This window comes from Lentzea sp. NPDC058436 (assembly GCF_042721515.1).
Taxonomy (GTDB): Bacteria; Actinomycetota; Actinomycetes; order Mycobacteriales; family Pseudonocardiaceae; genus Lentzea.
Genome location: NZ_JBHXLF010000007.1, coordinates 296954 through 319528, shown reverse-complemented (window position 1 = coordinate 319528; position 22575 = coordinate 296954). Strand labels below are relative to the sequence as shown.

The window sequence follows — 22575 nt, the reverse complement described above, 5'->3', positions numbered from 1 at the left end:
ACTTCCGCAGCAGCCGGGCGCGATCGCCGGGGGCGACGTTCCGCCAGCTCTCGAACGCCTTCTGCGCCCGGCCGATCGCCGCGTCCGTGTCGCCGAGGGTGGTGTGCGGGACGGACCGCACGACCTTCTCGGTGGCGGGGTTGACGACATCAAAGGTCACAGCGCTTCGCTCCTTGCCACGTCTACGAGTGCTTCGAACAGCCTCAGGTCCTCGATGTCCTGCTCCGGGTGCGACTGCACGCCGACGACGAACCGCGCGCCGTCCAGTTCGACGGCCTCGACCGTGCCGTCGGGAGCCTGGGCGGTGACGCGGAGACCGTCCGCGATCCGGTCCAGCGACTGGTGGTGGTGACATTGAACGGTCGTTCGACCGCCGAGGATCCGGTGCAGCGCGGTGCCTTCCGCGACGGCGATCTCGGTGTGCTCGAACACGGCGGGCGCCGGGTTGTGGCCCTCGACGTGCTGGTGCAGCGTGCCGCCGAGCGCCACGTTGAGGACCTGCATGCCCCTGCACACGCCGAGCACCGGCAGGTCGAGCTTCAGCGCGGCCTCGACCAGTGCGAACTCGCTCTCGTCGCGGTCGCGGCGCGGCTCGCCGGTCTTCTCGTGCTTCTCGGCGCCGTACGTCGCGGGGTCGATGTCCGCGCCGCCCGCGATCACCAGTCCGTCGAGGAACGCGATGGACTCGGCGTTCCACGTGCCGACCGGCGGCAGCATGACGGGGTTGCCGCCCGCGCGGACCACGCAGTCGAGGTAGCCGCGGTAGAGCACCGCGGCCTCCACGTCCCAGTGCCCGAAGCGCGTGCGCTCCAGGTACGTGCTGATGCCGATGAGTGGCTTAGAGGCGCTCAAACCCGCGTACCTTCTCCCAGTCCGTGACCGCCGCGTCGAACGCGGCGAGCTCGACCTTGGCCGCGTTCAGGTAGTGGTCGACGACGTCCTTGCCGAACGCCTCGTGCGCGATCTTGCTGCCCGCCAGCAGGTCCGCCGCCTCGCGCAGCGTCGTCGGCACCGTCGGGCGGTCGGACGCGTAGGCGTTGCCGACGAACTCGTCCTCCAGTTCCAGCTTCTGCTCGACGCCGTGCAGACCGGCCGCGATCAGCGCCGCCACCGCGAGGTACGGGTTCACGTCCCCGCCGGGTACCCGGTTCTCGAACCGCAACCCGTGGCCGTGGCCGACGACCCGCAGCGCGCACGTGCGGTTGTCCCGGCCCCACGCGACGGCGGTCGGCGCGAACGAGCCCTGCACGTAGCGCTTGTAGGAGTTGATGTTCGGCGCGAGGAAGTAGGTGAGCTCCCGCAGCGCGGCGAGCTGGCCCGCGAGGAAGTGCTTCATCAGCTCGGACATGCCGTGGCCCTCGGCGAAGACCGCCTCGCCCTCCTTGGAGCGCAGGGAGAGGTGGATGTGGCAGGAGTTGCCCTCGCGTTCGTTGTACTTCGCCATGAACGTGAGCGCTTTGCCCTGCTGCGACGCGATCTCCTTGGAACCGTTCTTGTAGATCGCGTGCTGGTCGCACGTGCGCAGTGCCGTCGTGTACTTGAACGCGATCTCGTGCTGGCCGGGGTTGCACTCGCCCTTGGCCGACTCGACGACCATGCCGGCGCCCGTCATGCCGTTGCGGATGGCGCGCAGCAACGGTTCCACGCGCGCGGTGCCCAGCAACGAGTAGTCGACGTTGTACTGGTTGGACGGCGTGAGGTTGCGGTAGCCCGCGTTCCAGGCCTGCTCGTAGCTGTCGTCGAAGAGGATGAACTCCAGCTCGGTGCCGACGTACGCGTCGAGCCCGAGCGCCGAGAGCCGGTCGAGCTGCTTGCGCAGGACCTGGCGTGGCGAGGCGACGACCGGGTCTCCGTTCTCCCAGACGACGTCGCACATGACCAGCGCGGTGCCCTCCTGCCACGGCACGCGGCGCAGGGTCTCGACGTCCGGCTTCATCACGAAGTCGCCGTACCCGCGCTCCCAGCTCGACATCTCGAAGCCGCTGACCGGGTTCATCTCGACGTCGACGGCCATCAGGTAGTTGCAGCCTTCGGCGGAGTGGCCGAGGACCTCGTCGAGGAAGTACTGCGCGGCACAGCGCTTGCCCTGCAGGCGGCCCTGCATGTCCACGATCGCGACCAGGACGGTGTCGATCTCACCGGCGTCCACGGCCTCGCGCAACTCCTCGACGGTCAGCATCTCCGCGTTCCTCCAAAGGTATGTCTGCGAGCCATTGACGGCACCATCTTGACACCGCCGGGTGACGAGCGCCACCCTCAACCACCGCTTAAAGGACTATTAGGAGTCCATATGGCCAAGCACGTCGAGTACGAGAAGGTGAGCAGCGACTACCTGGAGCACCGACAGCTCAAACGTGGCGCGGCGGGGTGGGTCCTGCTGGCCGGGCTGGGAGTCTCGTACGTGATCTCCGGCGACTTCGCCGGGTGGAACTTCGGCCTCGCCCAAGGCGGTTGGGGCGGGATGCTGATCGCCACGATCCTGATGGCGACGATGTACACGTGCATGGTGTTCGGTCTCGCCGAACTGGCCTCTGCACTGCCCGTGGCAGGCGCCGGCTACGGCTTCGCGAGGCGCGCGCTCGGCCCGTTGGGCGGGTACGCGACGGGTATCGCGATCCTCATCGAGTACGCCATCGCTCCCGCGGCGATCTCGGTGTTCATCGGCGACTACATCAAGGCGCTGGGCCTGCTCGACGCCACGTGGCCGGTGTACCTCGCGTGCTACATCGTCTTCGTGGGCATCCACCTCTACGGCGTCGGCGAGGCGCTGCGGGTGATGTTCGTGATCACCGGTGTCGCGGTCGTCGCCCTGGTGGCGTTCGTGGCGGGCATGATCCCGAAGTTCGACTCCTCCAAGCTGTTCGACATCGGCGACGGCTCGTTCCTGCCGATGGGCGTGACGGGCGCGTGGGGCGCGGTCGTGTTCGCGATCTGGTTCTTCCTCGCGGTGGAGGGCGTGCCTTTGGCCGCCGAGGAAGCACGGGATCCCAAGCGGGACATGCCTCGCGGCATCATCGGCGCGATGGTGGTGCTGCTGGTGTTCGCGGCGGCGATCCTCCTCGTGGCTCCCGGCGGTGCGGGCTCGAAGGTGCTGGAGGCGTCCGGAAACCCGTTGCCCGAGGCGGTGCGCGCGGCCTACGGCGGCGACACCTTCCTGGCGCAGCTGGTGAACTACGTCGGCCTCGCGGGTCTGGTGGCGTCGTTCTTCTCGATCATCTACGCGTACTCGCGGCAGCTGTTCGCGTTGTCCCGCGCGGGTTATCTGCCTCGGTGGCTGTCGAAGACCGGCAAGCGCAAGACCCCGTACCTGGCGTTGATCGTGCCCGGCACCATCGGTTTCATCCTCGCGACGACGATGAAGACGATCGACCCGGTGACGGGTGGCGCTCGGCTCATCAACATCGCGGTGTTCGGCGCTGCCCTGTCCTACGTGCTGATGATGGTGTCGCACATCGTGTTGCGTAAGACGGCGCCGGATCTGCCTCGCCCGTACCGGACTCCTGGCGGTGTGGTGACCACGAGCGTGGCGCTGGTGCTGGCCGTTGCTGCTGTGATCGCGACGTTCTTCGTGGACGAGGTCGCTGCGGCTGTGACAGCGGGCATCGTGCTCGTGGCTGTGGCCTACTACTGGTTCTACAGCCGGCACCACCTGGTCGCGAGCGCTCCGGAGGAGGAGTTCGCGGCGATCGCGAAGGCGGAGGCCGAGCTCGACTGAGCGCGGTGATCGTCGGCGGCACGGGCCTCGTCGGCCGTGCCGCCGTTCCGTGCCCCTAACGAGGTGCGGCGTCCCCCTAACGGGTGAACCACGGCCCCTAGGGAGTTCGGCCGCCCGAAGTGTGGGGATCGGACCCGATGTGAGGGGGATGTTGATCTCAGTACGGTTCCCGGCGACATCCCCCGACCCGCCGTAGGAGCTCAACTCCCATGATGCAGCAGGACATTCAGCCGGCCGCCACGCAGCAGCCCGTTCAGCCCGCCGCGCCTGTCGCGCCCGCCGCCCCGGTGGCCGTGCCGCAGGAGGCCCAGCCGGCCACGCTGCAGGAGTTCGCCCTGAACCTCCTGAACGACCCGGCGGCCCTGTCGGCGTTCGACCTCGACCCCGAGGGCGCTCTGGGCGCCTGCGGCCTGGGCGACATCACCCCCGGTGACGTCCACGAGATCCTCCCGCTGGTGCTCGACGCCGCCTCGATCGCGGACGTCAACGGCCTCGTCGGCGACCTGTCCGGCCTGGGCGACGTGTCGAGCACCCTCGACGGCGTCACCGGTGTCGCCGGTGTCGTCCCCGATCTGGGCGGTGTCACCGACCTGGGCGGCGTCACCGACCTCGGCGGTGTCGCTGACCTCGGCGGCGTCACCGACCTGTCCGGTGTCACGGGCCTCGCCGGCACCGGCGACGTGCTCGGCACGGTGACCGGCGTGGCCGGTGTGGCGGACGTCGACGGCGTCCTCGGCACCGTCGGCGGCGTGACCGAGGTCGTCCACGAGGTCGTCCCGGACGTCGCGCCGGTCAGCGACGTGCACGACACCGTCCACGGCGTCGTCGACGGCACGGTCGGCAACGTGCTCGGCGGCAACGTGCTCGGCGGCGACGTGCTCGGCAACGTCACCGACCTCGACGTGCTCGACGGCGTCGGCGGCCTGACCGAAGGCCTCGGCCTCGGTCTCTGATCTGATAGCTCGTGTGAGCAAGCGAGCGTTGATCCTCGGCGGCACGGGCCTCATCGGCCGTGCCGCCGCTCGGCGTCTGAGGGAAGCGGGCTGGACGGTCGACGCCCCCGGCCGTGAGGTCGATCGCGGCGACCCCGAGGCTCTGGCCGCCGCGATGGGCGACGGCGCCGACCTCCTCGTCGACACCCTCTGCTACTCGGCGGCGGACGCGCGGACGTTGCTCCCGTTGGCGCGCAAGGCCGTCTCGACCGTGATGATCTCCGCCAAGGCCGTGTACGCGGACTCCCGCGGGCGCCACGCGAACTCCCCGGAGCCGCCGCACTTCGACGCCCCGGTCACCGAGGACCAGCCGACCCTCGCGCCGATCGACTCGGACCCGTTCACCCGCGAGGGATACGGCCCGAACAAGGTCGCGGCGGAACGCACGCTGCTCGACAGCGGCCTGCCGGTCACCGTGCTGCGACCGTCCAAAGTGCACGGTCCCGGCAACAAGCGCCCGCTGGAGCAGTACTTCGTCGAACGGATCCTCGCGGGCAACAAGATCGTCGTGCTCGCGTCCCGCGGCGAGGGCGTCGACCACCCGACCTCCACCGCGAACCTGGCGGCGTTGATCGAGACGGCAGGCGAGCACCCCGGCGCACGCGTGCTGAACGCCGCCGACCCGGACGCCCCGAACGGCCTGGAGATCTCGCGGATCATCGCGGGCTCGCTCGGCCACGAGTGGCGGGAGATCCTGCTGGACCACTCCGAGGCGGGCCTGCACCCGTGGCACCGCGGCTTCGTCCTGGACACCTCCGCGTCTCTCGCACTCGGCTACCGCCCCGTCGGCGACTACGCGTTCACGGTGCAGGAGACGCTCCGCGACCTGGTTTCGAGGCACTCGTGGCAGGATCGGGCACGTGAGTGACATTCAACGTGTGGGAGTCGTCGGTTCCGGTCTCATGGGCTCCGGAATCGCCGAGGTGAGCGCACGCGCCGGTCTCGACGTCATCGTCGTCGAGGTCAACGCGGGCGCGTCCGAGGCGGCGCAGGGGCGGATCGCCACCTCGCTCGCCAGGGGCGTCAAGTCGGGCAAGCTCAGCGAGGAGGACCGCGACGGCGCGCTGCAGCGCATCCGGTTCACCACAGACATCGGCGAGTTCGCCGACCGGCAGTTCGTGGTCGAGGCGGTCGCCGAGAACGAGCAGGTCAAGACCGAGATCTTCGCGTCGCTCGACAAGGTCGTGAAGGACGAGGACGCCATCTTCGCGTCCAACACGTCGTCCATCCCGATCATGAAGCTCGGCATGGCCACCAACCGGCCCGAGCAGGTCATCGGCGTGCACTTCTTCAACCCGGTGCCGGTGCTGAAGCTGGTCGAGATCGTGCCGTCCCTGCTGACCGGCGCCACCACGCAGGACCGCGCCGAGGCGTTCGTGACCGGGACCCTCCACAAGGAGGTCATCCGCTCGCAGGACCGCGCAGGCTTCGTGGTCAACGCGCTGCTGATCCCCTACCTGCTCTCCTCGATCCGCATGCTGGAGTCCGGCTTCGCCTCGGCCGACGACATCGACAACGGCATGGTGCTCGGCTGCGCGCACCCGATGGGTCCGCTGCGCCTCACCGACCTGATCGGCCTCGACACCACCAAGGCCATCGCCGAGTCGATGTACGACGAGTTCAAGGAGCCGCTCTTCTCGCCGCCGCCGCTGCTGCTGCGCATGGTGGACGCGGGCCTGCTGGGCAAGAAGTCGGGCCGCGGTTTCCACAACTACGCCAAGTAGCTCGTCGAGAAGGCCCGCTCCCCGGAGCGGGCCTTCTGCGTTGGCTAGACGGCGGCCAACCGGTTCATCGAGTGCTGGATCAGCCCGACCAGCACCGACTTCGACGACTCGCGGTCCCGCGCGTCGCACAGCATCACCGGGATCGCCTCGTCGATGTCCAGCGCGTGCCGCACCTCGTCCACCGTGTACATCTGCGACCCGTCGAAGCAGTTCACGGCGACGATGAACGGGATCCCGCGGTGCTCGAAGAAGTCGATCGACGGGAACGACGAGTCGAGCCGGCGGGTGTCCACCAGGACCACGGCCCCGATGGCACCGGTGGCCAGTTCGTCCCACATAAACCAGAACCGGTTCTGGCCCGGCGTGCCGAACAGGTACAGCACCACCTTGGTGTTGATGGTGATGCGGCCGAAGTCGAGGGCGACGGTGGTGGTGTCCTTGCCCTCGATGCCGGCGAGGTCGTCGACGTGCACACCGGCCTCGGTGAGCAGTTCCTCGGTCCGCAGCGGCGGGATCTCGGACACCGACGCGACCATGGTGGTCTTGCCGGTGCCGAACCCGCCCGCGATGACGATCTTGACCGCGGTCGGCACGGTCAGCTGGGCGTCAGATCCCACGAACACCATCCAGTACGGCCTGCAGGAGGTCCCTGTCAGGAATCTTGGGAGTGGAGGTCTGCACGAGCACGTCACCGCGCTCGATGAGGTCCGACAGCAGGACCTTCACCACGACTAGCGGGACGTCGAGGTAGGCGGCGACCTCGGCGACCGAGAGGGGGCGTGCGCACAGGGCCATGATCTCGCGATGTTCGACCGTCAGCGACGTCTGGTCGGACGCAAACGAGGACGCGCGGACCTGCGTCACGAGGTGCAGATCGGGCGCGTTCGGGCGGGTGCGGCCGCGCACCATGGCGTAGGGCCGCACCAGCGGCCCCGCGGCCTCGTCGTACCACCAGTCGTCGCGCCCGGTCATCAGCGCGACTCGCGCGCCGAAGGTACCGTCGCGGTCTCCGCCCGAGGAGCCGACGAGAGGTACGTGCCCACTCGCTTCACCAGCATGTTCATCTCGTAGGCGATCATGCCCATGTCCGCGTCCTCCTCACCGAGCACGGCCAGGCACGCGCCGTGTCCCGCAGCCGTCACGAACAGATAAGCATGCTCCATCTCCACGATGGTCTGCCGAACGGCGCCACCACCGAAATGGCGGCCGGTCCCCCGTGCGAGTGACTGGAACGCCGACGCCATCGCGGACAGGTGCTCCGAGTCGTCGCGGGACAGCCCGGCCGAGCGGCCGAGCAGGAGTCCGTCCGCCGACAGCACGACCGCGTGGCGTGCGCCGACCACGCGCTGGATCAGGTCCTCCAGCAACCAGTTCAGTTCGCCGTGCTGGCTGGTGTTGTCCTTCATGACGAGGGGGCTCCTTCTGATCTCCAGTCGTCGGTCAGCCGGGCGTCACGGGTGCCGCGCTGGAACGCGGCGAGTCCGTCACGGGTCCGCTCGGCCGCCCGTTCGCCGGTCACCGGCTCGGCGTGCGTCGGCTCCTCCGAGGACTGCATGAGCTGCGGCGCGAGGTTCTGCCGCTTCTTCCTGCGGGGAAGGGGTGCCTTCCCGTCCTTCACCGGAGGTGCCGCGGGGGTTGGTTCGTCCACAGGGGCAACAGCGCTCATATCAGGTTCTACGAGCGCGTTCAGCCCCGCGTTCAGTGCCTCCTGCACTTCGGGATTCACCTTCACGGGAAAGCTCGGGTGGTCCTCGGTGTGCCCGTGGTACGCGTCGTGGAACGACCGCAGCGGCATCTGAGTGGTCTCGGTGATGTCGCCCGCCGTGTTGTGCGGGGCGACGATGTTCGGCGGCAGGACGCACAGCGCCACCGTCCCGCCGTAGGGCGAGTCGCGCAGCTCCACCTTGATGCCCCGCCGTGCGGCGAGCCTCGCGACGACGAACAGCCCGAGCCGGGACTCGCCCCGGAACGCCATCGTCTCGAAGTCCGGCGGGTTGGAGAGCTTCGCGTTGGCCTGGAGGCGTTCCTCCTGCGTCAGGCCGAGGCCGTGGTCCTCGATCTCGATGACGAGCCCGTGCTGCGCGGCGCTGGAGTGCACGATCACCTCCGAACGCGGCGACGAGAACGCCGTGGCGTTGTCGACGAGCTCGGCGAGCAGGTGGATGGTGTCGGCGACGGCCACGCCCACCAGCGCGCGGTCCGGCACCGGGTTCACCCTGACGCGGACGTACTGCTCGGTCTCGGCGACGGCGGAGCGGATGACGTCGCTCAGGCGCACCGGCTTGCGCCACTGCCTGCCCGGCTGCTCGCCGGCGAGGATGATCAGGTTCTCCGCGTTGCGGCGGGCGCGGGTCGCGAGGTGGTCGAGCTGGAAGAGCGAGTCGAGCTGCTCGGGGTGCTCCTCCTCGCGTTCGAGCTTGTCGAGGATCTTGAGCTGCCGGTGCACGAGCCCCTGGTTGCGGTGCGCGATGTCGAGGAAGACCCGGTTCACGCCCTCGCGCGCCTGCGTCTCCTTCACCGCCGCCGCGACCGCCGTGTACTGGGCGGCGTTGAACGCGTCCGCGACCTGGCCGATCTCGTCGTTGCCGTAGTCGAGCGGCGGCATGTCGCGGTGGACGTCGACCTGCTCACCGCCGCGCAGCCGCGCCACGATGTGCGGCAGCCGTTCCTGGGCGAGCCGCAGCGTGTCCTCCCGCAACGACGTCAGCCGCGTGACCAGCGCCCTCGACACGAGCCGGTTCGAGATGCGCAACGCCAGCACGATGCCGACGACGACCGCGAGCAACGCGATCAGGCTGCCGATCAGCACCGCGGCGACCCGGCTGTCGGCCTTGTCGACGCCCAGGTCGGCGGCGTTGCGGGCCTGCGTGACCGCGAGCCCGACGAGGTTGTCGTGCACGGGACTGGCCACGCCGCGCCACTGCACGTCGGTGACGCCCGCGTCGGCGTTGATGATCCGGCCTTCGAGTTCGAGCAGCGTCCGGTACTCGGTGCTGCCGCGCAGCCCGTCGTACTGCGCGCGCGGCTGCTCCAGCGCGAACGGGATCGTGGAGTCGAGGCTGGAGTGGTAGGCGCCGACCAGCCGGGCGAACTCGACGCGTTCCGGTGCGGCGAACGAGCCGTTGAGCAGCCCGCGCGACCCGATCGTGGCGCCGCGGGAGAGCCAGTCGGCGGCCTGGAAGATCGTGACGGCCTGGACGTTCGCCTGGCTCGCCTCCGCGTCGGGCACGAGACGCGCCTGCCGGGCGAGCAGCGCGACGCCCGAGTCGAGGACGCCGTTGTAGTAGTCGTAGACGGCCTGCGCGTTCGCGGACCCCGACTCGACGCGGGTGCGCTGCTGCGGCAGCTCGTCCAGCCCGGTGTTGAGGGCGTTGATCCGGTCGTTGATGTCCTGCGGCGCGCTCTCGGAGAGCTCGGTGAACGCGGCCCTCATCTTGCGGACGGCCTCGTCGGTGACGCTGTACTGGCGTTTGAGGCCCGCCTTGTCGACGCCCTGGACGTTGCCGAGGACCTCAAGGCTCTGCTGGCGTTCCTTCTGCAGACCGGCGAGCGCCTCGACGGCCGGGATCGCCGCGCCCTTCACCCCGGCCGCGACCGACCGCATGTAGAAACCGTCAAAAAGGGTGTACGAGGAGAAAACGGCCCACATGACCAGCAGCACCACGCTGGGAACGACCACGACACCGGCCAGCCGCGACCGAATGGTCCGGTAGTTGGTCGGCGTGTAACCGCTCTTCTCGTTCACAGCGCTCTCACGGTCTCCTGTGGCCCACGGCTAGCGCTGCGGGTTACCTGAGTAACTCCTTCGGCTGTATTTAGGTTACGGCGAAAGATCATCGTTACCCAATGACAGCGGTCACACGCGGAAGGCTACCCAGTCAGGTGAGCGGAGCAACACCCGGTACGGGGGTTCTTGCCTTGTGAGAACCCCCGTACGGGCTAGTTCCGTCGTTGCGTCCGACCGCCGTCCTACGGGCGCTCCACCGCGACGACGGTGTAGGTCGTCTCCGGCGTCGGAGGCGTGCTGAACCGGGCATTCGGCAGGTAGAGGCGCTTGCCGAACGCGGCGACCGTCGTGGGAACGTCGAACCGGGCGTCCGTGCGTTCCGCCGCGAGCGTCGCGCCATCACGGCTCAACGTGTAGCGCGCGACTTTGTTCAGCCTGTTTTGCACCACGTACAACTGACGCCCCTCACGCAACAGACCGTCACCATTGGTGAGTGTTTGACCGTTCAAATCGATCTCGGTCGTTTTTCCGCTCCGAGGATCGATCCTGAACAACTTTCCGGTGTTGCTCTGCACGACGATCAGACCGCCGTCGATCCCGGTGACGATCCCGTTGAGGTTCGTCGCGCCGGGGGTGACGACGAGATCGCCCGTCAACGCGAGCGTGCGGTGCGGCTTGAGGCTCAACGGCACCTCGTAGAGCACCGCCTTGCGCGAGTCCGTGAACCACGCCGACCGCTCGGTCAGCACCACGTCGTTGACGAACGTGTCCGCGGTCGCGAACTGGAACTTCGCGAGCAGCTTCCCGGACCGCGTGTCGTAGACCCGCGCGTCACCGCCCGTGCCGCCGGCGACCCACAGCCGCTTGCGGTCGTCGACCTTGAGACCGAGCGACGGCGTCCCCGGCCCCGTCGCGAGCACCTTGCCGGTGCCGGTGCGCAGGTCCGCCGCGTAGATCGACCCGTCGGCCCGCGACCCGAAGTAGGCCGTGGTGCCGCCGATCGCGATGCCCTCCGGCTGCCACCCGTTGGGCAGGGAGAACTCCGTGGGGAACTGCTTGCCGCGGGACTGCTCTGACGCGCCTGCGGTGGCCGGCGCCGCGGCCGTGAGCGAGACGCCCAGGACAGCCACGAGCAGGACACCGAATCTGCGGTACATGCCGCCTCCTAATCGGATCGGGTGCGCCCCCGATCCTTCTCCAGGTGGCGGCCGAACAGGAGATTTCTCAGGATTCCGACATCTCCACAGGTCAGCGGCGCCCGCGAACCCCTACAGCGCGGGCCGCCGCCTCGGCGAGGCTGCTACAGCTCGGCCGCCGCCTCGGCGACCAGCTCCAGCGACTCCCCCTCCTCCAGCGCCACCTCCCGCAGCCCGGCGAACCGCTGCGCGCACTGCTCCGTCAGCCCTGCCTCCTCGACGTACTCCCCCTTCACGAACGTCTCCAGGTACGCGACGTCGTTGTGCTGCCGGTGCGGGAACCCGAGCAACGTGAACGGCGACCCCATCGCCGGGTACGCGCCCGCTCCGCGCGGCACCACCCGCAGGCTCACCGTCTCGTGCTCGCTGACCTCCATCAGGTGCAGCAACTGCGCCTTCATCACCCGCGGACCACCGACCACCTGCCGCAGCACCGCCTCCGGGAACACCACCTGCACCGTCAGCGGATCCTTGTCCCGCAGGCGCGTCGCCCACGCCTCCCGCACCATCGCCAGCCGCGCCGTGCGCACCGGGTCGTCGGTCAGCATCACCGCGTCGGTGTAACCGGGGAGCTGGAAGACCGCCGGCACGAGATCGAGCGTGAACGCCCGCAGCACCGTCGCCTCGAACACCAGGTTCGCGAAGTCCGCCGCCGCGTCGAAGTTCACCGCCGCACCGGGACCGCGCGTGCGCACCCGTTCCGCGTGCTGCGCCCGCAGGACAACGGCCTGCCACTCCACGACGGGCACCTTGTAGACGTGACCGAGCGCCATGACGTCGACCGGCGCCGACGGCTGCACGGCGTTCTCCATCATGGACAGCTTGGCGCTGCTGAACCCCACGCGCTGGCCGGCCTCGGTGAGACTCAGCTCGCGCTCGGCGCGCCACCCGGCCAGCTGACGCCCGATGGCGCGTTCGAGCGTCGTGGCCCGGAAATCCTTCGGCATGACGCGAAGGATATGACCAATTCGGATCCCCGAAAGGGACGGGCGGTGTGGACAACCCTTTACTGGCAAGGAACTTCGTTCAGCGGAGCGCGCTGCGTTAAACGCCGTGCGCTATTGATAGCGCTTCGCGCGCGCATGCGCACGCACGAGGTCATGGAAGCGGAACGCGTCGTCGCCGACTTCCGTCAGCAACGACCTTTCCACCAGGTCGTCCAGCGCGTCCTCGACGTCGCACTCGGGTTCGCCCGCGATCGCCGCCGCCACCGGCACGCCGAACGCCCCCGGCTCCCACGCGCACAGCCGGTAGAGCCGCGCCTGCCGTTCACCGAGGTCCACATAGGACAGATCGAGCAACGGCCCGAGCCGTCCGTCGTCGGGGAGCGCTCCCACAGGAATCTCCCGCGCCTGCGGGAGATCAAGCCCGGAACGACTCGTGACGATCACGGTTCCCGAGGCTGGCAGCAGCGGCGTCACCTGCTCGGCCGAGTCCGCGTTGTCCAGCAACAGGGTGAACTGCCGTCGCGTGACGAGGCTGCGGAAGACCGCCGGTTCGTCGGCGGGGTCGGCGTTGAGCCCGAACGCCCGCAGCACCCGGCCGAGGTCGTGCGCGGCCAGGTCGACGTACAGCTGGGCGCCGGACCCCCTGTCCCGCAACCACTTCAGCGCCAACGCGGTCTTGCCCACCCCACCAGGGCCGTGCAGCACCGTCACCCCGGCCCGGATGCCTGCCAGCTCGGCGTTCCTGCCCACGAAGTGCCGCGGCGGCGCGGGCGGGCAGAACCTCGGCGGTACGTCGTCACGCCCCCTGACGACCCCGGTGGCACCAACAGCCAGAACGTCTCTCATCACCCGCACCTCCCCGATACGTTGAAGCTACGGGCTTTCCTCGTCTTTCATCAGACGGCCATAGAGTGATCGCACGAGAGCGCGGCCCCGGTTCTCGACGTCGAGGACCGCACCTGCCGCCCGTTGACGATGATCTTGCACGTGAGCTCGCCGTGCACGCCCTCCAGCCGGACGACGACCCTGCCCTTGCGCTTGCCCATGCGTTCGAACGGCAGGTCGGGGTTGCGCAGGGTGCGTTCCTCCTCGCCGGGAAACGTGTAGGTGAGCCGGTCGGTCGTGCCCGTTCCCTCGACCACCACGCGGATGTTGGGCGCTGCCGCGCAACCGGTCGTTCCGGCGAGCAGCAGGCCCACGAGTAAGGCGGCGGTCTTCATGACCCGAACGGTAGGAACTCCGGCCGTGCTCCGGCATCAGCCTGAAGGCTCAAGCGGTATCAGCCATCAGAGTGACATCCCCTGATGCCGAAGACATTCCTCGACCCGGAACCGCTCGATCTCGCGGTCCATCCCCTCGGGCAACGCGCGCAACCGGTGCTCGACGCCCAAGGCCGTGCAGGCCTGCACGAGCAGCGCGTCGTAGGCCTGACGAGCACCGATCTTCTTGGCCGCGGACACACCGGGCTCGAAACACGCCCTCACCCGGCGCACGCGACGAAGGTCGGCCGCGATTTGTTCGATCGGCCGATGTCCGGACACGATTTCACGCTACCCCGCCTGCAACGCGAGGAAGAGGTCCACGCGCGCCTCGAACTCCGCGAGGTCGGCGCCGAGCAGTTCCTCCACGCGCCCGACCCGGTACCGCAACGTGTTGACGTGGACGTGCAGCCGGGCGGCCGCCGCCGTCCACGAGCCGGAGCAGTCCAGGAACACCTTCAGGGTGCCCACGAGGTCCGAGCCGTGTTCGGCGTCGTAGTCGAGCACGGGCCCGAGTAGGCGCCGGCGCAACGACGTGCGCAACTCCTCCGGCACGCCCGCGAGCAGCAGTTGGTGCAGTGCGATCTCCTCGCCCGCCACCACACACGTGCGGCCGCCACGGCGCTCACCCAGCTGACGCGCGTGCGTGGCTTCCTCCGCCGCGCCGCGCAGGCCCCGGGACGTGACCGGTGAGCTGATGCCGACGAGCACGCGGGACGAGCCGAGGCCCGGTTCCATCACGCGCATCGCCTCGCGGAGGTCGTCGGGCATCGAGTCGCCGGCCTTCGCGACCGCGTAGACGGTGTCGCCGACCGGGGTCACGAGGGCCTGCGGCAGGGCCTCCTCCAGCACGGCGGCGGCCAGGTCGGTGCGCTGGTCGGACGTGGCCGCGCTGATCACCCGCAGCCGGGCGCGCTCCAGACCGGCGGCCGCGAGCCGCGACTCCAGGTCGGCCGAGCCGTTCAGCACGGCGGAGACCAGGGGCGCGGCGGTGCGGTTCTCGATCTGACGGCCCTGGGCCTCGCGCAGCCGTTCCAGGCCCACCAGTGACGCGAGTTCGGCGGCGGCCTCCTGCTGCACGGAGCCGCCGACCACCAGGATCCAGCTGGTGAGCCGGTTGCCGCCGCGTTCGGACACGGGCACGAGGGTGACGCCCCTGACCGTCTTCGGCAGCCGGTCCGCCTGCAGGAACTCCTTCACCAGCACGAGGCGCTCCGGCAGTTCACCGCCCGCGACGACCCGTCCGGCCGTCGACAGCACCCAGCACGACGCGCCCAGCTCGTGGCTGCCGGCGAGCAGCAGCGCGGGCAGGCCGGAGCCCTCCGCGACGACGTTCAGGAGCCGACGCTGGCGGGAGAGCCCGACGAGCTCCATCGAGACGCGTTCGGTGATGGTCGCGAACGAGAGGTCGACGGGGACTTCGAGCAGGGGCACGTGGTGGCGGAGACAGGCGTCGACGAGGTCGTCGGGCAGCTCGCGGTTGCCGGTCTCGGACGCGGCCAGCCCGGCGACGCGGGCCGAGGCGAGCGAGCGGACGAACGTCTCGGAGTCCTGCGGGCCGTGGTGCCAGAGCAGGCCGGACAGCACGAGCTCCCCGCCGGACAGGTACCGGCTGGGGTCGGGCAGCTCCGTTCCGTACACGCGCGTGACCGTGCGGTCGAGCTGGTCCTCACCGGTGTGCAGGGCCAGGCGCAGCTCCGGCATCTGCAGCAACGTCCGCAGCAACAACATGACAGGTCACTTTCGTCCATTCGTGTTTGTAGGAAAGCACAAATCGACCGCCTGTAGGAGCCTGGCGATTCATGTAATCCGGCCGTAGCTCAGGGACACATTCGGTATGTGTACTGGCTCACAACCAGATGGGAGGGCGAGTGACGATCTCCACGCACGTGCTGGACGCGGCGCGCGGCAGGCCGTTCGCGGGCATCGCGGTGTCGCTGCAGCGCCGCGACGGGACCGAGGTGGCGAGCGCCGAGACGAACACCGACGGCCGGATCACCGGATGGGGTGAGGGCCTGGAGGCCGGCGTGTACCGGCTGGTGTTCGACACGGCCGAGGCGGCGCCGTTCTTCCCCGAGGTCGTGCTCACGTTCGACTACTCCGATCCGGCCCAGCACTACCACGTGCCGCTGCTGCTGTCGCCGTTCGCCTACTCCACCTACCGAGGTAGCTGACGATGGACTTCCTTCGACCGGAAACGCTCGCCGAGGCGTTGGAGCTGAAGGCTTCGAGGCCGGACGCCGTGCCGATCGCCGGCGGCACGGACGTCATGGTGGAGATGAACTACGACCACCGCAGGCCCTCCGCGCTGCTGGACCTGACGCGGATCGCCGAGTTGCAGCGGTGGGAGCCGGGCCTGCGGGTCGGCGCCGGTGTGCCGTACGTGCGGATCATCGACGAGCTGGGCGCGGAGCTGCCCGGCCTCGCGATGGCGTCGCGCACGGTCGGCTCGCCGCAGATCCGCAACCGCGGCACGGTCGGCGGCAACCTCGGCGCGGCCTCTCCCGCCGGGGACACGCACCCCGTGCTGCTGGCGTCCGACGCGGTGATCGAGGTGGCCTCGGTGCGCGGCACGCGGATGATCCCCGCCACCGAGTTCTACCTGGGGGTGAAGCGGAACGCGCTGGAGCCCGACGAGCTGATCGTGGCCGTGCACCTCACCCCGGCCCAGGGGCCGCAGCAGTTCTCGAAGGTCGGCACGCGCAACGCCATGGTGATCGCGGTGTGCTCGTTCGCGATCTCGCTGTTCCCCGAGGAGAACCGGGTCGGCGCGGCGGTCGGGTCGGCGGCGCCCACACCGCGCAGGGCTCCCGAGGCCGAGGAGTTCCTGGCGTCGGCACTGGACTTCGCCAACCCGGCGCCGTTGCTCGACTCGGTGAAGCGCGAGTTCGGCGAGCTGGTCTCGCGGGCCGCGTCGCCGATCGACGACGTGCGCGGGTCGGCCGCCTACCGCAAGCACGCCTTGGCAGTGATGGCACGCAGGACGCTGGGCTGGGCCTGGCAGGAACTCTTGGACGGGGAGCGGGCATGCGCGTGAACGTGACGGTCAACGGCGAGCGGCGCCAGGCCGACGACGTGTGGGAGGGCGAGTCGCTGCTCTTCATGCTGCGCGAGCGGCTCGGGCTGCCCGGTTCGAAGAACGCCTGCGAGCAGGGCGAGTGCGGTTCCTGCACGGTGTACCTGGACAGCGTGCCGGTGTGCGCGTGCCTGGTCGCGGCCGGGCAGGCGCAGGACCGCGAGGTGCGCACGGTCGAGGGGTTGGCCGACGGCGATCAGCTCGACCCCGTGCAGGAGGCGTTCGTCGAGGCGGGCGCGGTGCAGTGCGGCTTCTGCACGCCCGGACTGGTGGTGCAGGCGCACGACCTGCTGGACCGCGTGCCGAACCCGTCCGACCCGGAGATCCGCGAGGCGCTGGCCGGGAACCTGTGCCGCTGCACCGGGTACGAGAAGATCCTGGACGCCGTGCGACTGGCTGCGTCACGCCGATGATCGTCCTCGACCGCTGCGCGGTGTCCACTGTGGACGAGGCCGGGACCGAGCACGCTTCCGGGCACGTCGTGATCGAGAACGGCCGGATCTCCTCCGTCGGCTCGGGCCCCGCGCCCAGGCCCTACGAGTCGCACACCTACGTCGACGCGTCGTCGTGCCTGGTCACGCCGGGGCTGATCAACACCCACCACCACCTCTACCAGTGGGCGACGCGCGGGCTCGCGACGGACGCCACCCTGTTCGAGTGGCTGACCGCGCTCTACCCGGTGTGGCGCGGGCTGGACGACACCGTGACGCACGCGGCGGCGTCGGCCGGTCTGGCGCGGCTCGCGTTGACGGGCTGCACGCTGGCCGCCGACCACCACTACGTCTTCCCGTCCGGTGGCGGTGACGTGTTCGACGCGCTGGTGTCGGCGGGGCGGCGGATCGGCATCCGGCTGGAGGCGATCCGCGGGTCGATGGACCGCGGCCAGTCGCACGGCGGGCTGCCGCCGGACAACCTGGTCGAGGAGACCGAGGCCGCGCTGATCGCGACCGAGCAGGCGATCGGCGACTACCACTCGACCGCCGACGACGCTCTGGTCCGGGTCGCCGTCGGGCCCTGCTCGCCGTTCTCGGTGTCGCGCGAGCTCATGACCGGGGCGGCCGCTCTGGCGCGGCGCCACGGCGTCCGGCTGCACACGCACCTCGCCGAGACGCTGGACGAGGAAGAGCAGTGCCTGGCGGAGAACGGCTGCACGCCGACCGAGTACGCCGAGCAGCTCGGCTGGCTGGGCCCGGACGTGTGGCTCGCGCACACCGTGCACCTCAACGGTGACGCGGTGAAGCGGCTCGGGGCGACGCGCACCGGCTCCGCGCACTGCCCGACGTCCAACGGGCGCCTGGGCACGGGGATCGCGCCGGTCCGAGACCTGCTGGACGCCGGCGCGCCGGTCGGGCTCGGCGTCGACGGCGCCGCGTCCAACGAGGACGGTGGACTGGTCGTCGAGCTGCGTTCGGCGCTGTACCAGGCACGTCAGCGCGGCGGACCTGCCGCGATGAACGCCCGCGAGGCGTTGCGGATGGGCACGATGGGCGGCGCGCAGGTGCTGGGCCGCGCGGACTCGCTGGGCTCGATCGAGCCCGGCAAGGTCGCGGACCTCGCCGTGTGGGACCTGTCCGGAATGGACTACGCGGGGATCGCGGACCCGGTGGCGGCACTCGTGCTGGGCACTCCCCCGCCGTTGAAACTGTTGGTCGTGGGCGGTGAGGTCGTGGTGCGGGACGGGGTCCTGCTGACGGCGTCGACCGACGAGCTGGCGCGTGACCTCTCCGCGGCCAGTCTGAAGCTCCAGGAGGCAGCGCGATGACCCTCACTCCCGCCGAACTCACCTCCGCGGTGTCGGGTGGCATCGGGACGTCACCGCAGCGCCCGGACGGCAACCTCAAGGTGCGCGGCGAGTTCGCCTACGCGTCCGACCTGTGGCACGAGGACATGATCTGGGGCGCGACCCTGCGCTCGCCGCACCCGTACGCCCGCATCACGTCGGTGGACCTGACGGAGGCGTTGAAGGTGCCGGGCGTGTACGCGGTGCTGACGCACCAGGACGTACCGGGCCGCAACCTGTACGGGCTGGAGCACAAGGACCAGCCGGTGCTGGCCGTGGACGTCGTGCGCTACCAGGGCGAGCCGATCGCGCTGGTCGGCGCGGACCACCCGGAGACCGCGCAGCGGGCGATGAAGAAGATCGTCGTGACCTACGACGTGCTGGAACCCGTGGTGGACATGGAGACCGCGGCGCAGGACACCCCGTTGCACCCCGGCGGGAACCTGGTGCGGCACGTGCCGATCCGGCGCGGCTCGCAGGACGTCGAGGCTGAGGTCGTGGTGACCGGGCGGTACGAGGTCGGCATGCAGGACCAGGCGTTCCTCGGGCCGGAGTCCGGGCTCGCGGTGCCGGCCACCGACGGTTCGGTGGACCTGTACATCGCGACGCAGTGGCTGCACGTCGACCGCGACCAGATCGCGGCCGCTCTCGGGCTGCCGCAGGAGCAGGTGCGGCTGACGCTGTCCGGTGTCGGTGGCGCGTTCGGTGGCCGCGAGGACCTGTCGATGCAGGTGCACGCCTGTCTGCTGGCGTTGCACACCGGCAAGCCCGTGAAGATGGTCTACAACCGCGAGGAGTCGTTCTACGGGCACGTGCATCGGCACCCGGCCGTGCTGTACTACGAGCACGGCGCCGACCACACGGGCAAGCTCGTCTACGTACGGACTCGCATGTACCTGGACGGCGGCGCGTACGCCTCCTCCACTCCCGCCGTCGTGGCCAACGCGGCGACGCTGGGCGTCGGTCCGTACGAGGTCGACAACGTCACGATCGACGCGTACGGCCTCTACACGAACAACCCGCCGTGCGGCGCGATGCGCGGATTCGGTGCCGTGCAGGCGGGTTTCGCCTACGAGTCCCAGATGGACAAGCTCGCCGAGGCGCTGGGCATGTCCCCGGTGGACGTGCGGGTGCGCAACGCGATGACCGAAGGTTCCGTGATGCCGACCGGTCAGGTCGTCGACTCGGCCGCGCCCGTCGCGCAGCTGCTGAAGCTGGTGCAGGACAAGCCGTTGCCCGCGGGAACCTCGTCGGACATCCGCGAACTTCCCGGTGGCGTCTCGAACACCACGCACGGCGAAGGCGTCATCCGCGGCGTCGGTTACGCGGTCGGCATCAAGAACATCTGCTTCTCCGAGGGCTACGACGACTACTCGACCGCCCGTGTCCGGGTCTCGATGGTCAACGGTTCGCTGGCCGCGGCGGTGCACACGGCCGCGTGCGAGGTCGGCCAGGGCCTGGTGACGATCATGCAGCAGATCGTGCGCACGGAGCTCGGCATCGAGCGCGTGACCGTGCTGCCGATGGACACCACGATCGGCAACGGCGGCTCGACCTCGGCCTCGCGCCAGACCTACGTCACCGGCGGCGCGGTGAAGGCCGCGTGCGCGCTGGTGCTGTCGCGTTTGGACGGTCGCACCGACATCGGCGACGAGGTCATCGACGAGACCACCGAGTGGCGGCACCGCGCGACCGAGGCCCTCGATCCCGAGACGGGCCAGGGCAACGCGCACGTCCAGTACGGTTTCGCCGCCCACCGCGCCGTCGTGGACGTGGACGTCGACCTCGGCCTGGTGCGCGTGGTGTCACTGGACTGCGCGCAGGACGTGGGCAAGGCGCTGAACCCGCAGGCCGTGGTGGGCCAGATCCAGGGCGGTTCCGCCCAGGGCCTCGGCCTCGCGGTGATGGAGGAGATCCAGACCTCCGGCGGCAAGGTGCGCAACCCGTCCTTCACCGACTACCTGATCCCCACCGTGCTCGACATGCCACCGATGAGCATCGACGTGCTCGAACTCGCCGACCCCCACGCCCCGTACGGGATCCGCGGCGTCGGCGAACCGCCCACCATCTCGTCGACCCCGGCGATCGTGGCGGCGATCCGCGCGGCGACCGGCCTGGCGCTCACCCGCGTCCCGGTCCGCCCGGAACACCTCACCGGTACTTAGAATCCCTGGAGTTTGTTGCCGTGAACGCACATCTGCTCGCCACCATCGACCTCGCCACGCGGAACGTGGCCTCCGGTGGGGGCCCGTTCGGCGCGATGGTCGTCCGCGACGGCGAGGTGATCGCCACCGGCGTGAACCAGGTGACGCCGACGCTCGACCCCACCGCCCACGCCGAGGTCGTCGCGATCCGCGCGGCCTGCCAGGCCCTCGGTGACTTCCGCCTGACCGGCTGCACGCTCATCTCGTCGTGCGAGCCGTGTCCCCTGTGCCTGTCCGCCGCGCTCTGGGCGCGCGTGGACAAGGTGATCTACGCGGCCGACCGTGACGACGCGGCGGCCGCCGGTTTCGACGACCGGGAGTTCTACGAACTCTTCAGCAAGTCCCGCAGCGAGTGGGACCTCCCGGTGCACCAGATCTCCACAGGCGAGGACAACGCCCCGTTCACAGCGTGGATGTCCCTCGCAACTCGTATCGACTACTAGGCCACAAGCCTTTTGCTGACCGGAGCTCGCATCGCTTAAACGCGTTCCGGCGTTGGAACGCGCCCACCGGCATGGGAAAGGCCGTCCTCCATGACCCAGTTGCGGAGCCGACAATCGACGTCGGCCCTCGATCAGTTCTTCCGCATCACCGAACGCGGCAGCTCGTTAGGCCGTGAAGTGCGCGGTGGCATCACAACTTTCGTCGCGATGTCGTACATCGTGCTGCTGAACCCGTTGATCCTCGGCGCGTCCGCGGACATCACCGGCGCCAAGCTCACCATCGCCGAGATCACCACCGCGACGGCGCTGGCCGCCGGCGTGATGACCGTCCTCATGGGACTGGTCGGCAACGCACCTCTCGCCATCGCCGCCGGACTCGGCGTCAACGGCGTGGTGGCCTTCCAGATGGCACCGGAGATGACGTGGGCGCAGGCCTTCGGTCTCGTGGTGCTGGAAGGCATCTGCATCGTGATCATGGCCGTGTCCGGGGTCCGCGAGCGGATCATCAACGCGATCCCGGAGCCGTTGAAGATCGCGATCACCGTGGGCATCGGGCTCTACATCGCCCTGGTGGGACTGGTCTCCGCCGGTTTCGTGACCCGCACCCCCGACGCCGCCCACTCGACGGTGCCGGTGCGGATGGGGATCGACGGCCACCTGAGCGGCTGGCCGATCGCGATCTTCTGCCTCGGCCTGCTGCTGATGATCGTGCTGATGGCACGCGGCGTGCCCGGTGCGGTGCTGATCAGCATCGTGGTGGCCACGCTCGTCGCGATCGGCGTGAACGCGGCGTTCGACGTGCAGGGCTGGGGGCTCGTGACCCCGTCGCTGCCCTCGTCCGTGGTCGCCTCGCCGGACTTCGGGTTGTTCGGGCGCGTGGACCTGTTCGGCGGCTTCGTGTCGGCGGGCGTGATCGCGGCGACGATCTTCCTGTTCACCCTGGTGCTGTCCGGTTTCTTCGACGCCATGGGCACGATCACGTCGGTCGCCGACGAGGCCGGTCTGAAGAAGGACGGCAAGGTCGAGGGCATGGGCAAGATCCTCATGGTGGACGGCGCCGGCGCGATCGCCGGTGGCGTCACGGGGTCCGCCCCGAACACCGTGTTCCTGGAGTCGGCCGCGGGCGTTGGCGAAGGCGCCCGGACCGGCCTGGCCTCGGTGGTGACCGGTGGACTGTTCCTGGTGGCACTGCTCTTCACGCCGCTCGCGACCGTCGTGCCCGCCCAGGCGGCGGCTCCGGCGCTGGTGGTGATCGGCGGCCTGATGATGACCCAGATCCGCCGGATCCCTTGGCAGGAAACGGACTACACGATCCCCGTCTTCCTGACCATCGCCGTCATCCCGTTCACCTACTCGATCACCAACGGCATCGGCGCGGGCCTCGTGTCCTACGTCGTGCTGCGCCTCTGCAAGGGCAGCTGGCCCGGCTGGCTGATGACCGGCCTCGCGCTGATGTTCGCCGTGTACTTCGGCGTTGACCTGATCACCGGCAAGTGACGCGTGGGCTCGGCC

Annotated in this window: 24 protein-coding genes; 11 read left to right on the top strand and 13 right to left on the bottom strand. The window is 69.7% G+C overall.

Translation table 11 applies throughout. The annotated features are described in order from the left end of the window. The 3 genes from ACFWN2_RS26665 to ACFWN2_RS26655 form a co-directional block, all read right to left on the bottom strand. Positions 1-160: aldehyde dehydrogenase family protein (locus tag ACFWN2_RS26665; protein ID WP_382431790.1), on the bottom strand; the 160-nt coding region annotated here is incomplete at its 3' end. Further along, a complete protein-coding gene (locus ACFWN2_RS26660; protein ID WP_382431778.1) occupies positions 157-852 on the bottom strand; it encodes a gamma-glutamyl-gamma-aminobutyrate hydrolase family protein in 696 nt (231 codons plus the stop codon). The genes ACFWN2_RS26660 and ACFWN2_RS26665, both read right to left, overlap by 4 nt. After that, positions 839-2179, bottom strand: coding sequence for a glutamine synthetase family protein (locus ACFWN2_RS26655; protein WP_382431776.1), 1341 nt, complete (start codon positions 2177-2179; stop codon positions 839-841). The genes ACFWN2_RS26660 and ACFWN2_RS26655 overlap by 14 nt, the downstream gene beginning before the upstream one ends. A 111-nt stretch (positions 2180-2290) precedes the next feature. Here ACFWN2_RS26655 and eat point away from each other — a divergent pair, with 111 nt between their 5' ends. The 4 genes from eat (at position 2291) to ACFWN2_RS26635 (ending at position 6431) form a co-directional block, all read left to right on the top strand. After that, positions 2291-3715: an ethanolamine permease gene (eat, locus tag ACFWN2_RS26650; protein ID WP_382431774.1), complete on the top strand. Its 1425-nt coding sequence runs from the start codon at positions 2291-2293 to the stop codon at positions 3713-3715. Between the two features lie 209 nt (positions 3716-3924). Continuing rightward, a complete protein-coding gene (locus ACFWN2_RS26645; protein ID WP_382431772.1) occupies positions 3925-4668 on the top strand; it encodes an IniB N-terminal domain-containing protein in 744 nt (247 codons plus the stop codon). Between the two features lie 13 nt (positions 4669-4681). After that, complete coding sequence (locus ACFWN2_RS26640) at positions 4682-5575, top strand: NAD-dependent epimerase/dehydratase family protein (RefSeq protein ID WP_382431770.1); 894 nt, start codon at positions 4682-4684, stop codon at positions 5573-5575. Continuing rightward, a complete protein-coding gene (locus ACFWN2_RS26635) occupies positions 5568-6431 on the top strand; it encodes a 3-hydroxybutyryl-CoA dehydrogenase (protein ID WP_382431768.1) in 864 nt (287 codons plus the stop codon). Before ACFWN2_RS26640 ends, ACFWN2_RS26635 begins: the two co-directional genes overlap by 8 nt. A 44-nt stretch (positions 6432-6475) precedes the next feature. On the opposite strand, the gene ACFWN2_RS26630 is transcribed toward ACFWN2_RS26635, so the two are convergent. From ACFWN2_RS26630 to ACFWN2_RS26585, 10 genes are all read right to left on the bottom strand, one after another. Then, the gene (locus tag ACFWN2_RS26630) at positions 6476-7057 is read right to left on the bottom strand and encodes an ATP/GTP-binding protein (RefSeq protein ID WP_382431766.1); all 582 of its coding nucleotides are present in this window, start codon (positions 7055-7057) and stop codon (positions 6476-6478) included. Next, on the bottom strand, positions 7038-7403 hold the full coding sequence (locus ACFWN2_RS26625) for a DUF742 domain-containing protein (protein WP_089913169.1): 366 nt from the start codon (positions 7401-7403) through the stop codon (positions 7038-7040). The genes ACFWN2_RS26630 and ACFWN2_RS26625 overlap by 20 nt, the downstream gene beginning before the upstream one ends. Next, the gene (locus tag ACFWN2_RS26620; RefSeq protein WP_089913172.1) at positions 7403-7837 is read right to left on the bottom strand and encodes a roadblock/LC7 domain-containing protein; all 435 of its coding nucleotides are present in this window, start codon (positions 7835-7837) and stop codon (positions 7403-7405) included. Before ACFWN2_RS26620 ends, ACFWN2_RS26625 begins: the two co-directional genes overlap by 1 nt. Next, positions 7834-10176 carry a nitrate- and nitrite sensing domain-containing protein gene (locus ACFWN2_RS26615; RefSeq protein ID WP_382431764.1) on the bottom strand — a complete coding sequence of 781 codons (2343 nt, stop codon included), beginning with the start codon at positions 10174-10176 and terminating at the stop codon, positions 7834-7836. The genes ACFWN2_RS26620 and ACFWN2_RS26615 overlap by 4 nt, the downstream gene beginning before the upstream one ends. A gap of 224 nt (positions 10177-10400) precedes the next feature. Further along, positions 10401-11315, bottom strand: a complete 915-nt coding sequence (locus tag ACFWN2_RS26610) for a superoxide dismutase (RefSeq protein ID WP_382431762.1) — start codon at positions 11313-11315, stop codon at positions 10401-10403. 143 nt (positions 11316-11458) lie between these two features. Next, positions 11459-12301 (bottom strand): helix-turn-helix domain-containing protein, encoded by an 843-nt coding sequence (locus tag ACFWN2_RS26605; protein WP_382431760.1) that lies wholly within the window; start codon positions 12299-12301, stop codon positions 11459-11461. Positions 12302-12412: 111 nt separating this feature from the next. Next, entirely contained in the window at positions 12413-13147 is a 735-nt protein-coding gene (locus ACFWN2_RS26600) for a hypothetical protein (RefSeq protein WP_382431758.1), read from the bottom strand. 50 nt (positions 13148-13197) lie between these two features. Further along, on the bottom strand, positions 13198-13521 hold the full coding sequence (locus ACFWN2_RS26595) for a hypothetical protein (RefSeq protein ID WP_382431756.1): 324 nt from the start codon (positions 13519-13521) through the stop codon (positions 13198-13200). A gap of 66 nt (positions 13522-13587) precedes the next feature. Beyond that, positions 13588-13842 carry a hypothetical protein gene (locus tag ACFWN2_RS26590; protein ID WP_382431754.1) on the bottom strand — a complete coding sequence of 85 codons (255 nt, stop codon included), beginning with the start codon at positions 13840-13842 and terminating at the stop codon, positions 13588-13590. Positions 13843-13851: 9 nt separating this feature from the next. Beyond that, positions 13852-15291 (bottom strand): PucR family transcriptional regulator, encoded by a 1440-nt coding sequence (locus ACFWN2_RS26585; RefSeq protein WP_382431752.1) that lies wholly within the window; start codon positions 15289-15291, stop codon positions 13852-13854. Between the two features lie 128 nt (positions 15292-15419). Between ACFWN2_RS26585 and uraH the strand changes: the two genes are divergently transcribed. The 7 genes from uraH to ACFWN2_RS26550 all read left to right on the top strand — a co-directional run bounded on the left by uraH (position 15420) and on the right by ACFWN2_RS26550 (position 22560). Continuing rightward, positions 15420-15734 (top strand): hydroxyisourate hydrolase, encoded by a 315-nt coding sequence (gene uraH / locus ACFWN2_RS26580; RefSeq protein WP_382431751.1) that lies wholly within the window; start codon positions 15420-15422, stop codon positions 15732-15734. Positions 15735-15736: 2 nt separating this feature from the next. Next, on the top strand, positions 15737-16597 hold the full coding sequence (locus tag ACFWN2_RS26575) for an FAD binding domain-containing protein (protein WP_382431750.1): 861 nt from the start codon (positions 15737-15739) through the stop codon (positions 16595-16597). Next, positions 16588-17049: a (2Fe-2S)-binding protein gene (locus ACFWN2_RS26570; protein ID WP_382431749.1), complete on the top strand. Its 462-nt coding sequence runs from the start codon at positions 16588-16590 to the stop codon at positions 17047-17049. Before ACFWN2_RS26575 ends, ACFWN2_RS26570 begins: the two co-directional genes overlap by 10 nt. Next, entirely contained in the window at positions 17046-18398 is a 1353-nt protein-coding gene (locus ACFWN2_RS26565) for an 8-oxoguanine deaminase (protein WP_382431747.1), read from the top strand. Before ACFWN2_RS26570 ends, ACFWN2_RS26565 begins: the two co-directional genes overlap by 4 nt. Further along, positions 18395-20581 (top strand): molybdopterin cofactor-binding domain-containing protein, encoded by a 2187-nt coding sequence (locus ACFWN2_RS26560; protein ID WP_382431745.1) that lies wholly within the window; start codon positions 18395-18397, stop codon positions 20579-20581. Before ACFWN2_RS26565 ends, ACFWN2_RS26560 begins: the two co-directional genes overlap by 4 nt. A gap of 20 nt (positions 20582-20601) precedes the next feature. Continuing rightward, the gene (locus ACFWN2_RS26555; protein ID WP_382431743.1) at positions 20602-21063 is read left to right on the top strand and encodes a nucleoside deaminase; all 462 of its coding nucleotides are present in this window, start codon (positions 20602-20604) and stop codon (positions 21061-21063) included. 90 nt (positions 21064-21153) lie between these two features. Beyond that, the gene (locus tag ACFWN2_RS26550; protein WP_382431741.1) at positions 21154-22560 is read left to right on the top strand and encodes an NCS2 family permease; all 1407 of its coding nucleotides are present in this window, start codon (positions 21154-21156) and stop codon (positions 22558-22560) included. The last annotated feature ends 15 nt before the right edge of the window (positions 22561-22575 follow it).